Genomic DNA, 13,355 nt, shown 5'->3' on the forward strand with positions numbered 1-13,355 from the left:
CCGACGGCAATTAAATCAGATTGAAAAAATCTTTTTGTTTAAGTCAAGATCTTCTTTTATCATTGCAGTGTACTATTTAACTAGAACACTAAATCTCTCAGACCATGATCCATTTTGACCAGGTATCCTTTGGATATAGTACGCGTAAAAAGCTTTTTGAAAACCTCACGCTGAATCTGAAAGCCGGGCATATTTATGGTTTGCTGGGAAAAAACGGTGCAGGGAAATCCAGTTTGCTCAGAAACATGGTCGGACTGCTTTTTCCGCTCAGCGGCAAGATCAATGTGGCCGGCTACGAACCTGGCAAACGCCAGCCTGCATTTTTGCAGGATGTCTTTTTTATTCCCGAGGAAATTTATCTGCCTTCGGTCACAATCGATAAGTACCTCGATATGCTCGCGCCGTTTTACCCCAGGTTTGACGAAAAACAATTCCGGGGATACATCGCTGAACTCGACATTCCCGAAAAAAACAAGCTAACGGGCATGTCTTATGGTCAGAAGAAAAAAGTGCTGATCGCATTTGCACTCGCGACGAATACCCGGATTCTCATCATGGATGAGCCTACAAACGGTCTCGATATTCCCTCAAAAAGTCAATTTCGCAAACTGGTATCCTCGGTTCTGGACAAAGACAGGCTGATACTGATCTCCACACATCAGGTTCGCGACCTTGACAATCTCATTGATTCCATCATTATTCTGGAAGATAGCCAGATCCTGTTGCAGCATAGTCTCGACGTGGTTACCGAGCGACTGTGTTTCGGAACGCTCAGCAGTATCGAATTCGACAATCGGGTTCTTTACTCGGAACCTTCATTGCGTGGCTATAAAGCAGTTTTTGAGAATTCCGAGCAGGAGGATAGTCGCGTAGATCTTGAACATCTGTTTAATGCAGTCATGGAAAATCCGGCGCGTATCAAATCCATATTCCGATAAGATCATGAAACAGCTACTAATCCTATTTCTTATCGTACTCATTTTATTGATCCAATATCTGGCTCCTTCCATCCTACCTGACCAATTTTTATCTTTCATCCTATGAATCAGACATTTGACATTCACCGCTTTGCATTAATGCTGAAACTGGATTTGGCAGAAAAAGGCAGAAATATGCTGTTGCTGGCGACACTTCTTGTTGTGATGCTTTTGCTGATGCTGCTACCGATCACGATGTCCAGGGAACCGAGCGGATTGCGGGAGGCATTGCATTATGTTGCTTTATTTACGGTTGTGCTTTTTGGCGGAAGTTTCTATTCCAGCAATGCATTAACTCAATATTCCACACCGCAAACGTGTATTGCAGCGTTAATGGTGCCGGCATCACGAGTCGAAAAGTACCTGAGCTCATTCATTCTGAACGTCATTTTCGTTGTCCCATTCCTGATCCTTTTTGTAAAACTTCATCATTACACGATAGACATCGGGAATTCAAAACTTCCGGCAGGCGGGTACAAATACAATTATATCCAGAATGAGCCACTACAGTATTTTTATTTCTGCTATTTCATCCTGCATTCGGTCATTTTTCTGGGATCGGTCTATTTTCCGAAAGCATCGTACATCAAAACGGCAACATTTGTTTTGATCACTATACTGGTTGTTTTTGGCGTCAATACGTTGATTGCAAGTTTATTTACCGGCTTTCCTAAGAAAATTGTAGCATTTCCAATGACTGGCTGGCGCATCTGGGAGAGCGACACAATGTCTCTGACCAAAAACGTACATGAGAAATTCTTTCATGTTCTGATCCCCGAAACCACCGATAATCTGCTACGTGTTTTTGCGGTGCTGGTCGCGCTCAGCTTTTGGTTTATTGCCTACATACGGCTAAAAGAGAAGGAAATTTAACCACACATGATTTATGGAGTTTAAAGATAAACAATCTATTTACCTGCAGATCGCCGACTATATCTGCGAGCAGATCCTGCTCGGTAAATGGCCGCCCGGAGAACGCATCCCGTCTGTCAGGGACCTGGCCGCGATGCTGGAAGTCAATCCAAACACCGTGATGAGAACGTACGATTTCCTTCAGAATAAAGAAATCATTTTCAACAAAAGAGGAATTGGATACTCGGCTGATGATAAGGCAGTTGAACGAATTTTACTTTATCGAAAAGAGCGTTTTCTCGAAAGCGAGCTGCCCGATCTTTTCCGGACGCTCTACCTTCTGAATATCAGTATGGGCGAGTTACAGACCCGCTACAACAAGTTCATCACCGAAACATATCCTGTCACGAACTAACTTTTAATACAATGAAGACAAGTAACATCTTACTTATCACGCTATTTTCATTGACACTGCTTGTTTTGTTAGGGTCAAATCTGGTTTTGAAGGCAGGGTATGACAGAATAGACAAAAGCGACCCCTTGTGGGGATATAGAAAGGAACCTGCAAAGCCATTCAAATATGTGAAACTTCAGGGAAAAGCATTTGGCCTGACGGAGATCAGCCCTGGCAAAGAGTATAAAATTACGGCCGGGCCGGATAAAAAGTATTACGACTGGAAAGTGGTGGGTGACACCCTGGTTTTCAATTATCACCGCGACTGGGAACTCTCCGCACCATTTACGGAAGAGGCTTTGAACATTGGCCCTAATTTTTACATTACAGCCCCGGATATTAAATCCATTACCTCACAAGATGTACCGGTTCACATCACAAACTGGAAAAGTGGCGATCTGGTTATAAAAATGAATAAAGGCGCATTGCTCGTAAGCGATAATGTGATTGACAACCTGAATACGGATGTTCATTCAGGAGGATTCGTAAAATTTGGGAAGAGCAATAATCTCGGGAATGTGTCTGTGCAGGTGAAGGATAGCAGCAGTTTGAAGGTAGAAAAAGATATTTTCAAATCATTTAAGGCAAATGTAGATGGCAAAGCTCAGATTAATTTGCCGGGGAGCCTCTATAAAAATGTTGCTGAAAATTAAGAATGCCGGGAATTTGAGCTCCCGGCATTTCGAATAAATTCACGATGCAGCTTTTGCTATTTGATTCCCAGCATTAAGCTTGCACCGCCCGCATTTGTTGTTGGAAGAATACCGTTCCATTTGGCAACCCATTCCTGCTGGATTAATAATGGAGTTAATGTCTTCTGGCGGAGTTGATTGGCTTCTGCTTCGGCGCGGGCTTTGATCAATGTCGCTTTTGCCTGGCCTTCTGCGCGGGCGATAATCACTTTTGCCTCAGCCTCAGCTTGTTTCGCCATATTTTCAGCTTTTAGCCTCGCCTGAATGGACGTATTTTTTTCATCGATCATCTGGCGCAGTGACGGTGGCGGTGTGATCGCGGAAGTTAATTGGTCATAAATAAATCCGTCTCTGCCAAGAGTTTTGGTCAACACATTCTGCACACGATCTTCAAAAACTTCCCGGTTGGACATCACACTGTCGGAGGTAAATGAATTCGCTGCGATCCGGTATGCATCGTAAATGGTGTTTTTCATAAAACCCTGCTGAATCTCCGATAACGGTCGTCTGTATTGGCGGTAGATCTGCGGGACTTTATCCGGGTTAATGTGGTAGTTTAATTTGGGATCCACTTTAAATTCTGCAGCATCCTGGGTTGTAATTACAAAAGGGTCGTAATCAACACTTTGGGTATAAGTTGGAAATTCGATGATTTTGGTCGTCCAGGTATTGTACCAAACTCTTCCGGTCACCAAAGTAATGTTATCCACCCCTTTATCGGATCCGTAAAGATTTATTTTGATGCCCACATTCCCGGCGTCGATGTTTTCGTAGGTAAACGGCTGGACGGTAACGACGATGACAAGGATTATAAAACTAACGATAGCGATGATAATGTTTCTTCTCATGTTCATTATAGTTTAGATTTGATTTGCTTCAACAGATTTTTTATTTCTCCAAAAAGGTAAAAAAGAGCCGCTCCGATAAACGCCAGGCCGCCAAAGACTAGCAAATCCGACTGAGAATTAACCAGTTGCAGGGAGTAGGTAATCGCAACGATCACCAGGATCACTTTCAGAATATATTCCATATTAGCTAGATTTTTTCTATAAATGTATCGTGTGATCATGCATTGACATGAATATTTTATCCAATGGTTTGTTATGTCAATGAACTGGTGAAATTCATATATAAACAAAAAGCGCATCGATTATCGACACGCTTTTCAAATGGTAGCTTTTATTTACTTTCAGGCTAAAAGACTAGCCGCAGCTTCGTCCACAAACCAATGCAGCTGACCTTTTTCTGGATTAATGATCTGAGATGGATAAACATCCAGGTTCTGCTCACCTTTCAGCACATGTTTCAGTGTTTCAGCTTTCCCGATACCTGTTGCCAGAAAAGCCACACACGCCGCCTGATTTACAACCGGCGCCGTCAAGGTGATTCGGTACATATCCTGCGCGGGCAGAAAGAATGAAGTTGCCCACACATCTTTTTCATGAATGACATCGGTTCCCGGAAATAGCGATAACGTATGTCCATCATCCCCCATTCCCAACAGCACAAAATCAAATGTGGTCTCAGAGCCCGAAAAGTATTGTTTCAAAACGGATTCATATTCCAGTGCAGATTCCGCAGGCGGAATATCAGTACGCATTACATGTATGTTTTCGGGTTTTGCAGGTACTTTATCCAGCAATTCCTCAAAACACATTTTCGCATTATTTCGTGAATCTTCGAATGGTACCGCACGTTCATCCCCCCAGAAAAAATGAATTTTTCCCCACGGAATGGACTGTTTATATGGCGATTCCGCCAACAAAGCATAAAGCAGCTTCGGCGTACCTCCACCTGACAAAACAAATGTAAAACGCTCCTGCTTCGACAAAACTTCCTGAATGTAATCAGCCAGCCAGGAAGCCAGCTTTGTACTAAGCTGACTTGCGTCCTTTTCAATATGCAATTCCATAGATCAGGGAACGGGTGGTAAATTAATCCAGGTATGACCATCACGGGCGATTAATGCATCGGCATCGTCGGGCCCCCACGAATCCGGCGCGTAGTTCGGAAAATCCTGCGGCGTCCGGCCTTCCCAAGTTTCGAGGATCGGCATGATCACCTTCCAGGCAGCATCCACCTGATCATTACGCATGAAAAGTGTTGCGTCTCCCTCCATTACATCCAGCAACAAAGTTTCATACGCCTCGGGTGCATGCTCACCGGCTACCTCATCGTAGTCAAATGTCATATCTACCGGATCGAGCGTCATGGTCTGTCCGGGACGTTTCGCCTGGAAACGGATGCTGATATCCATATTCGGTTGAATACTGATCGTCAACCGGTTAGAACGCCAAGACTCGGCGGATTCAGCCGGAAATGCATAATGCGGTGCTGGTTTGAACTGCAGAGTAATGTGAGTAGCTTTTTGATTGAGATATTTTCCAGTCCTCACGTAGATCGGAACTCCCTGCCAGCGCCAGTTATCGATATAAAACTTAACCGCAGCAAACGTATCGATATTGGATTGCGGGTTAACACCTTCTTCCTGGCGATATCCAACTACTTTATCACCCTTTTTCCAGCCGCCCGAATATTGACCGCGTACTGCAAAATCGTGTACCTGTTCTTTCGAAATACGACGGATCGCATTCAAAACATCCACTTTCTTGTTACGGATTTCATTTGCATCAAATGAAACCGGCGGCTCCATGGCAATCATGCAAAGGATTTGCAGAATGTGGTTTTGTACCATATCCCGCAATGCACCCGCATGCTCAAAGTAACCTCCCCGACCTTCCAAACCCACACTTTCGGCAGCTGTGATCTGAATGTGGTCAATGTAATTCCGATTCCAGAGTGGCTCAAATAATGCATTAGCAAAACGCAATGCAAGAATATTCTGAACGGTTTCTTTACCCAAATAATGGTCGATTCGGAAAATTTGCTCCTCGGCAAACATGCCTGAAAGCAATTCATTCAATTCGTGCGCACTTTCCAGATCATGACCAAATGGTTTTTCAACCACGATTCTGGTTGTACTTTTATCATGACAAATCTGAAGAGCCCCCAATTTCTGCGCGATCGACGGCACCAGTTGTGGCGCTACTGCGAGGTAAAAGATCACATTCGGATGAACGCCCCACTCTTCTTCCTTTTTGGTGACAAGATCGGTGATCTTATGATAAGCTGCCGCATCATCGCCATCCATTTGCAGATACAAAACGTGCTGACTAAACTCTGTCCAATGCCCGTTCTGTTTGCCTTTTCTTCTCGAAAACTTAGTCACACCATCAAGCAAATGCTCGTGATATGCCTCATCCGTGTACGGACTTCTGCCGATACCTGCGATCGCGAATTGCTCCGGCATCCAGTTATCAAGAAATAAATTATAAAGAGCAGGAGTTAACTTTCTGTAATTCAGGTCACCGCTGCCTCCGAAGATAAAAAGAACCGTGGCAGGTGGGCGTTTAGTATTTTGCATAATTCACTTAGTTATTGTTGACCCCATTCCGTATGAAAGGTACCGGGGGTATCGATACGTTGATAAGTATGCGCGCCGAAATAGTCGCGTTGCGCCTGGATCAGGTTTGTCGGCATGCTGGCCGATTTGTAGGCGTCGAAGTATGCCAGCGAAGACATCAGACCAGCGATCGGAATGCCCGATTTAGCTGCGAATGCGATCAAAGAACGAGTCTTATCTTCCGCTGATTTAACGAGTGAAGCTACTTCTTGGTTCAGCAAGATGTTGGATAATTCCGGGTTCTGGCGATACGCTGTCGTAAATGTTTCCAACAACGAAGAACGGATGATACAGCCTCCACGCCATACACTCACCACTTCCGGCAGCGGAATATCCATATTCAGGTCTTTTGATGCTTGAAATAACATAGCGAGACCTTGCGCATAACTCAGAATGGTTGCAAAATACAATGCATCATAAACCAGCGCGATCAACTCCTCGGAAGGAAGGGATTCATTTCCAGCTGGTTCGCCATATATTTCAGCAGCCTGCACGCGCTCATCTTTATATCCTGACAACGTGCGCATAGCGACGGCAGTATCAATTACCGGCACTGCAACGGGCAGTTCCATCGAATCCTGCGACGTCCATTTACCGGTACCTTTCGAACCTGCTTTATCTGAAATTACGTCTACCAGGTCGCCAGTGCCTTTGTCGTCTTTTTGGAGGAATATCTCCGCCGTGATCTCGACAAGAAAGGATTGCAGTTTTTCATTATTCCATTTGGCGAAAACTTCATGCATTTGCTGATTGTTCAGCCCCCCGTGTTTCAGTATTGCATACGATTCGCTGATCAGCTGCATAATCGCATATTCGATGCCATTATGCACCATTTTTACATAATGGCCCGCACCTTCTTTCCCCAGATAGGCTACGCAAGGTTCGTCGCCCACTTTCGCGGCAATGGCTTCCAGCATTGGCTGCACGTGCCCATATGCGATCTGGTCGCCACCGGGCATGATACTCGGACCGGTACGCGCGCCTTTTTCACCTCCTGAAACACCAATTCCCATAAAGTGTATATTCTTCTCACGTAGGGCTTTTACACGACGAAGCGTATCGGTGTAATGCGAATTTCCACCGTCGATGATCACGTCACCTTCTTCCAGAAGAGGTAGTAATGAAGTAATTACATCGTCTACCGGCTGGCCGGCTGGTACCAGCATCATTACTTTCCGAGGACGTTGCAAAAGCTGGATCATTTGCGAAAGCTCGCCAACACCTTTAACAGTGGTTCCCGGAGTGGCCGAACTCTCCAAAGCTGCATTTTTGGTCGCATCCTTATCGAAACCGATTACTGCGAAACCATGATCGGCCATATTGAGCAACAGGTTGCGACCCATTACCCCGAGACCAATCATTCCAAATTCGAATATGCTGTCTGACATAATAATTCTACTTCTTGATTTAACACATGCAATATTAGGGTTTTTACAAAAGCAATGTATGTCAAAATGAAGGTTTCCCCAGTACCTGTACGTTTTTGACGTGATTATCCAGGACAGTCATGTACCTGATCAACCTAAAATTAATTGTGTCTTATCCCGTAGTTGCTTGAAATGTCGCGGCCGGGAACAAATTTGTTTGAAAACCAAACAAATTTCAAACAAAAAAATTACTTTTTGTAGGTCACAAGCAACTTAACTTCAAATCCATAGCGTTCCAGGATAGCTGCCATTTTTTTTGGCGAAATACCCAGTTTGTGCGTATAGTTTCTCCAAGCATTTGTTAACTCTCCTTTTTTTTCTTCGGCAGGTAAATTTTTATATACGTTGTCAAGAAACCATCCAAAGGCCTCTTCTATCGTAGTGAACGTCTTCATTTACTTAGCCTTTCTGAATTTACCACCCTTCCAGGATTTTTTGCTCAAAAACAGAAGTCCCAGCAATTCGCCAACCGGGGAAACGATCGCCGCCATGATGGCTAATACAGAAGCAAACAGGATCAGAAAACCCTTTGCGACAGTTTTGGAGTTATTGGTAAGTTCTTGATCTTGGTCCATTTTGTACAGTTTAAATTAATCCTTCAATTCTTTCTCACCGAATCATTGACACCGACCTTGTGATATAAGCTCATGTAAACTGACTCAATATAGTAAACAACCTCCTGTAAACGATGATAAGCTTTCCGAAAATCATCAATTTCGGCAACAATAAACCCGTGTCTCACCAAAATTTCATAGTCATTCGCCAGCAGTTCCGAATTTTTACACAAATGGCGGCAGTAGCCAATCATATCTTGAATGGTCTGTAAAGTCTGTTCGTCGGGATGCTGCAATGTGCGGGTAAGTCCGCGCATTCGTTTGCAAATATGCTTGGTAACCCGTGTGGAATGCATAAACCACAATCGGATATGATTAATATGATCACTGTTTTCCTCCGATCGGATTTCCACCAAGTTCATCAGCATTTTTTCAAAAGCCTCAGGTTTGGCATTTTCGGACGAAACTCTATATTTAATTTCTCTAAGGTTTTTGATTCGTTCAGGCATATTGATGTTGAAAATAAGGTCGCTCGAAACGGCGTTTGTGAAAAATTTAAAAGTAGAAGAAGACCGGAGCATTAGGAAGTACTGCTACCCTGAGGCGGGATTAGTTATCCAACGGTATGATAGAATAGCTAAATGCCGTCCAAAATGGGTTAAAACAAAAAAGCCGTAACTGTTTCCAGTTACGGCTTAATACTAATGTGGAGAATAACGGATTCGAACCGTCGACCTCTTGCATGCCATGCAAGCGCTCTAGCCAACTGAGCTAATCCCCCGTTTCTGATAAGATCCCCCTTTTGAGGAGTGCAAAGATGAAACGGAGAATTTTTAGATGCAAGCTAAGTCCTGATTTTATGTCTTGAAGTAAAATACTTCATTCCTTAATCATCGTCGGCCTCCGCCAAATGCTTTAGACAGTGCCCATATCACAACGGCGATTATTCCAACTACGAGAATCACGCCGGTCCAAACCCCGGTTTTGAAAATGCTACCAATTGCTTCACAACTTGTAAGTGTAAAAGTCAAAAGAAGAATAACCAGACAGTTAATAAATGCTCTCATTGGAAGGAAAATTTAGGTTGAAAAATCTAAGTCCAGCACTTAAAAAATCATTCCAACGTTCCCCGGAGCTTTAAACCTGAAAAATATCAAACGGGATGAGCTTTTGACTATCATTAACCAAAAGCTTTTCGAAAAGCTGCACCGTCGCTGCAGCATCGCCATGCGCACGGTGTCGATTTTCAATGCATATCTCCAGACTCTGGCAAAGGTTTCCAAGACTGTATGATTTCAGCCCGGGGAATATCTTGCGGCTCAACTGAACGGTGCAAAGTAAATCCCGTTGAAAAAACTCGTCCATTGCACCAAATTCGCGTTTTATGAAACCGTAATCGAACTTGGCATTATGGGCGACGAACCAGGCATCTTTCGTCAAATTCCGAACGTGATCCTGGACATCGTAAAAAGTGGGAGAATCTTTTACCATCGCATTATCAATTCCCGTGAGGCGGGTAATGAACGGTGGTATGTATATTTCCGGATTGACCAGTGAATGAAAAACGTCAACGATCCTGCATCCGTCGTGCCTGAAAACTGCTATTTCTGTAATACGCGCTCCACCTCCCCCACCTGTTGTTTCAATATCGACAATTGCGTACATGCACCTCGGAATCTTCTGAATATATATTTTTTGATTTGCAAAAAAACAAAAAAATCCCCGCCTAAGCGAGGATTTTATTCAATAACAGGGAGGCATTTACACAATTCCGGGCATTAATTGAGCTGGAACGAAATCGGCAACGTGAACCTTACCCGAACCGGTATACCAGCTTGTCGGCCGGGCATCCAGTTCTGCATCAGCTTCACTACACGAACCGCCTCTTCGTCACAGCCAAATCCTATTCCTTTCAATGCGGCCACGTTCTCCACTTTTCCATCAGAACCTACTGTAAACTGTACAAATACCCTACCTTGGATACCCGCTCTGGAAGCTTGCATTGGGTATTTGAGATTTTTTTGCAGAAATGCCGACATTGCCTCCGCCCCGCCATTATACTGCGGCGCCTGCTCGACATTTAAAAATGTTTCTTCATTCTTGATTTCAACTTCAATCGGAGAAGATTTCGCACTACCTACTCCTGCTGCAGGGGGAATGATAATCGTGATATCTTCTACACCATCCAGAGTTCGGGAATCCGGTTGCGCTTTTTCCAATTCTTCCAATGCTGGTGGGAGATTCTCCATCTCCACCTGATTATCGGGTAAAACTTCCGGCGTCAAAGATCGTATCGTTTTCGGGGCAGGAGCCGGTTCTTCCAACTTAACGAGAGGCTTGGTAATCATCTCACGTATATCAATGGGTTTTGCCTCTACGATGTACGCGATATCATCATCTTTTGGATCAGGGACCAGCCGTGCATACAGATTGGGAAACATTACAATCAAAATAAATAACGTCACGCCCATGATCACGGACCTTTGAATAGTCTGCCCGTAACTTTTCCTCAGATCATACGCTCCATAAAGTTTATTCCGGCCCTCGAACACGATGTCATTAAATGAATTTTCCATGGCTAACAGATTTTTATGATCAACACTAAGATCCAGCAGGACTTTACCGTCAGCAGTTTCCATGATATTGTCATAGATCTGCTCAAACGGTTTACCGTCCCAAAGACGCTCTTCCGCTTCACAAGCCAAATGATCCAGGATTTCCGGAAACAACTCGGGATCCAGCTTGCAGGAATGCAAATATTTTTTAATTAAATCAATCCGATCGTTTTGAAGGCGTTTCATAGTGTTTATCCGTTAGATATTTCCATGTAACCAGGTTTATTCAGTTGCCAGATTCTTGGGAGCCAGTAGTAACCTCACAGCATCTATAAAACGTTCAAGGTCATTGGTTTTAGTCTGTGCAGTTTCATTACCATATGTGGTGAGCGAATAATATTTCCTCAGCCGTCCGTCCACTTCCACCGACTCGGTGATCAGCAGACCTTCCTGCTCCAATTTATGTAAGACCGGATACAATGCGCCGAATGTAAGTGCAATGGCGCCGCCGGTTCTTTCCTTTACTTCTTGTGTTATTTCGTATCCATACATCCGGTCGTGTTCTGCCAATAAATTCAACACAATCGTTTTTAATGTTCCCCTCACATATTCGTTACTTGTTGCGATATTATCCATATATTCAATTGTTTGTTGAACAAATATATATAAGTTTTTTATATATACAAATCCCGTCTAAAATTTGATGAAATTATTTTTTACCTCAGCTTTCGGCCAGCGGAATGGAACGATTGATACGCTCTTCCAGTGAAATAAATGTCTCCGTCCGCTGTATACCACTTACCTTTTGGATCTTATCATGAAGAATCTCACGAAGGTGCCCGGTATCTCTGCATACAATTTTCAAAAAAATACTGTAGATGCCGGTAGTATAATGAATATTTACCACCTCGGGAATCCCCTCTAATGCGGTTGCTACCTGTTCGTATAAAGAACTTTTATCAAGGTAAATACCTAGAAATGCACTGATATCCCATCCCAGCTTGGCCGGATCAATTACAAGCTGCGAACCCTTTACTATACCCATTTGTTCCAGCTTCTTCATTCTGACATGAACGGTTCCACCAGAGACAAAAACTCGTTTTCCAATCTCCGTGTACGGTAACGCTGCATTCTCAATGAGGAGCGACAGAATGCGCAAATCAGTACTATCGATATCTGAATATTTCTGCATTTTGGGTTAAAAGTTTGAATATTTCACAATATAACCATCCAAATTATGCAAAACTTGTAAATTTTGTCAATTTTAAATGAAAATATTTTATATTTAAAATCAGAAGTTTTAGTTTTGCAGAACCAAATGTTGAGAAATGTCGTTCAGACAGTCCCTGATAATTGGAAAATCACATTGTAGGGTGATGAAACTGGCAGCCATGCCCTCCTGTCTCGGGGGTGGTGAATAAGGGATAAACGCGGCATAATGCCGACTTACGTCGACTGGGGTGGACCACCAACAGTATTTGTACCGTAGCTAACCGCACCGTGGGTGGTTCGAATCCCCCTCCTACAGCAAAAAAAACTTGACAAGCGAATTTTTTCGTATTAGTTTTATTTGGTTTTTAGTTTGTTGATGAAGTGTAATTTGACACGCGGGTTCATTTTGAAACCTGCGTGTTTTTCATTTTCAGACCAAACCGATATTGTCTCTCCTTCCTTTACCGCTACTTTTTGATCCAAGTCAATTAAACTCTCGGCGCAGAGATGAATAATCGTTCAGAAATCCTGCTGTGTACGAAAATAAAGCCTAATGATTATTTCCCTTTAAGAAGATGGTAGCGAAGATCATTGCTAAAAAAGCAAAGACCATAAATGCTAGCGGAATGAGCGCGACTATTGTAGCATATTTGTCGCTTTTAAAATAGTACTTGGCAATAAGACTGCCCAGAAAAAGACTCCCCAACACGATTGCCGGCAAAACGACCGTATCATATCGAGGTGTGTATCCAATCTCCTGCTTCTTTTTGTAGAGGACCCAAATTTGGATCAGATAGTAAAAAAATGCACTCCCCTCTATGGTGACAGCGAGCCAGAAGATGAATTTCATAAGATTGAATAGTTAGACCGAAATAATAGCCCAACTTAGAAATATTACCTTCCACAGTTCCACCAAATGATCAAACGGTGAGCGACATCGAACAAACGGATTTAACCAGGTGCGACCCGTGATATAAATTCGCTGAAAACGATTGCTTAGTAAATCAGGTAGGTCGAGCGAGTACCTCGGAAATGAAAAAAGCCCAGATTTCTCTGAGCTTTTTGCGGTCTGGACGGGACTCGAACCGGGCGGCGTTCCGCACGCGACCCCATGCGTGACACCGAACGTCGGGCGGGCATGTATTCTAACCAACTGAACTACATGTAAA

At 43.5% G+C, this 13,355-nt stretch carries 17 protein-coding genes and 1 tRNA gene; 4 read left to right on the forward strand and 14 right to left on the reverse strand.

Annotated elements, in window-relative coordinates:
• Positions 1-104 precede the first annotated feature (104 nt).
• From LZG72_RS12450 to LZG72_RS12465, 4 genes are all read left to right on the forward strand, one after another.
• On the forward strand, positions 105-938 hold the full coding sequence (locus LZG72_RS12450; protein ID WP_233872333.1) for an ATP-binding cassette domain-containing protein: 834 nt from the start codon (positions 105-107) through the stop codon (positions 936-938).
• A gap of 102 nt (positions 939-1,040) precedes the next feature.
• Positions 1,041-1,850, forward strand: a complete 810-nt coding sequence (locus LZG72_RS12455) for a hypothetical protein (RefSeq protein ID WP_233872336.1) — start codon at positions 1,041-1,043, stop codon at positions 1,848-1,850.
• 13 nt (positions 1,851-1,863) lie between these two features.
• Positions 1,864-2,244 (forward strand): GntR family transcriptional regulator, encoded by a 381-nt coding sequence (locus LZG72_RS12460; protein ID WP_233872339.1) that lies wholly within the window; start codon positions 1,864-1,866, stop codon positions 2,242-2,244.
• An 11-nt stretch (positions 2,245-2,255) separates the two neighbouring features.
• Complete coding sequence (locus LZG72_RS12465) at positions 2,256-2,936, forward strand: GIN domain-containing protein (protein WP_233872343.1); 681 nt, start codon at positions 2,256-2,258, stop codon at positions 2,934-2,936.
• A 56-nt stretch (positions 2,937-2,992) separates the two neighbouring features.
• Here the strand turns inward: LZG72_RS12465 and LZG72_RS12470 are convergent, their stop codons facing one another.
• The 14 genes from LZG72_RS12470 to LZG72_RS12535 all read right to left on the reverse strand — a co-directional run bounded on the left by LZG72_RS12470 (position 2,993) and on the right by LZG72_RS12535 (position 13,036).
• Positions 2,993-3,823 (reverse strand): SPFH domain-containing protein, encoded by an 831-nt coding sequence (locus LZG72_RS12470; protein WP_233872346.1) that lies wholly within the window; start codon positions 3,821-3,823, stop codon positions 2,993-2,995.
• A 5-nt stretch (positions 3,824-3,828) separates the two neighbouring features.
• The gene (locus tag LZG72_RS12475; RefSeq protein WP_233872349.1) at positions 3,829-4,005 is read right to left on the reverse strand and encodes a hypothetical protein; all 177 of its coding nucleotides are present in this window, start codon (positions 4,003-4,005) and stop codon (positions 3,829-3,831) included.
• A gap of 159 nt (positions 4,006-4,164) precedes the next feature.
• Positions 4,165-4,887 carry a 6-phosphogluconolactonase gene (gene pgl / locus LZG72_RS12480; protein WP_233872352.1) on the reverse strand — a complete coding sequence of 241 codons (723 nt, stop codon included), beginning with the start codon at positions 4,885-4,887 and terminating at the stop codon, positions 4,165-4,167.
• A 3-nt stretch (positions 4,888-4,890) separates the two neighbouring features.
• On the reverse strand, positions 4,891-6,399 hold the full coding sequence (zwf, locus tag LZG72_RS12485; protein ID WP_233872355.1) for a glucose-6-phosphate dehydrogenase: 1,509 nt from the start codon (positions 6,397-6,399) through the stop codon (positions 4,891-4,893).
• 11 nt (positions 6,400-6,410) lie between these two features.
• A complete protein-coding gene (gene gndA / locus LZG72_RS12490; protein ID WP_233872358.1) occupies positions 6,411-7,826 on the reverse strand; it encodes an NADP-dependent phosphogluconate dehydrogenase in 1,416 nt (471 codons plus the stop codon).
• Between the two features lie 227 nt (positions 7,827-8,053).
• On the reverse strand, positions 8,054-8,260 hold the full coding sequence (locus tag LZG72_RS12495; RefSeq protein WP_233872361.1) for a hypothetical protein: 207 nt from the start codon (positions 8,258-8,260) through the stop codon (positions 8,054-8,056).
• Positions 8,261-8,440 (reverse strand): hypothetical protein, encoded by a 180-nt coding sequence (locus tag LZG72_RS12500; protein ID WP_233872364.1) that lies wholly within the window; start codon positions 8,438-8,440, stop codon positions 8,261-8,263.
• A 23-nt stretch (positions 8,441-8,463) separates the two neighbouring features.
• Positions 8,464-8,928: a hypothetical protein gene (locus LZG72_RS12505; RefSeq protein WP_233872367.1), complete on the reverse strand. Its 465-nt coding sequence runs from the start codon at positions 8,926-8,928 to the stop codon at positions 8,464-8,466.
• A 198-nt stretch (positions 8,929-9,126) separates the two neighbouring features.
• Positions 9,127-9,200: transfer RNA gene (locus tag LZG72_RS12510), tRNA-Ala, on the reverse strand.
• A 356-nt stretch (positions 9,201-9,556) separates the two neighbouring features.
• Positions 9,557-10,084, reverse strand: coding sequence for a PolC-type DNA polymerase III (locus tag LZG72_RS12515; protein WP_233872370.1), 528 nt, complete (start codon positions 10,082-10,084; stop codon positions 9,557-9,559).
• 113 nt (positions 10,085-10,197) lie between these two features.
• Positions 10,198-11,220, reverse strand: coding sequence for an energy transducer TonB (locus LZG72_RS12520; RefSeq protein ID WP_233872373.1), 1,023 nt, complete (start codon positions 11,218-11,220; stop codon positions 10,198-10,200).
• 36 nt (positions 11,221-11,256) lie between these two features.
• A complete protein-coding gene (locus LZG72_RS12525; RefSeq protein ID WP_233872376.1) occupies positions 11,257-11,610 on the reverse strand; it encodes a PadR family transcriptional regulator in 354 nt (117 codons plus the stop codon).
• An 85-nt stretch (positions 11,611-11,695) separates the two neighbouring features.
• Positions 11,696-12,166 (reverse strand): Lrp/AsnC ligand binding domain-containing protein, encoded by a 471-nt coding sequence (locus LZG72_RS12530; protein WP_233872379.1) that lies wholly within the window; start codon positions 12,164-12,166, stop codon positions 11,696-11,698.
• Positions 12,167-12,736: 570 nt separating this feature from the next.
• A complete protein-coding gene (locus LZG72_RS12535) occupies positions 12,737-13,036 on the reverse strand; it encodes a hypothetical protein (RefSeq protein WP_233872382.1) in 300 nt (99 codons plus the stop codon).
• Positions 13,037-13,355: the final 319 nt, after the last annotated feature.

It is taken from the genome of Dyadobacter sp. CY323 (assembly GCF_021390245.1).
Lineage (GTDB): Bacteria > Bacteroidota > Bacteroidia > Cytophagales > Spirosomataceae > Dyadobacter.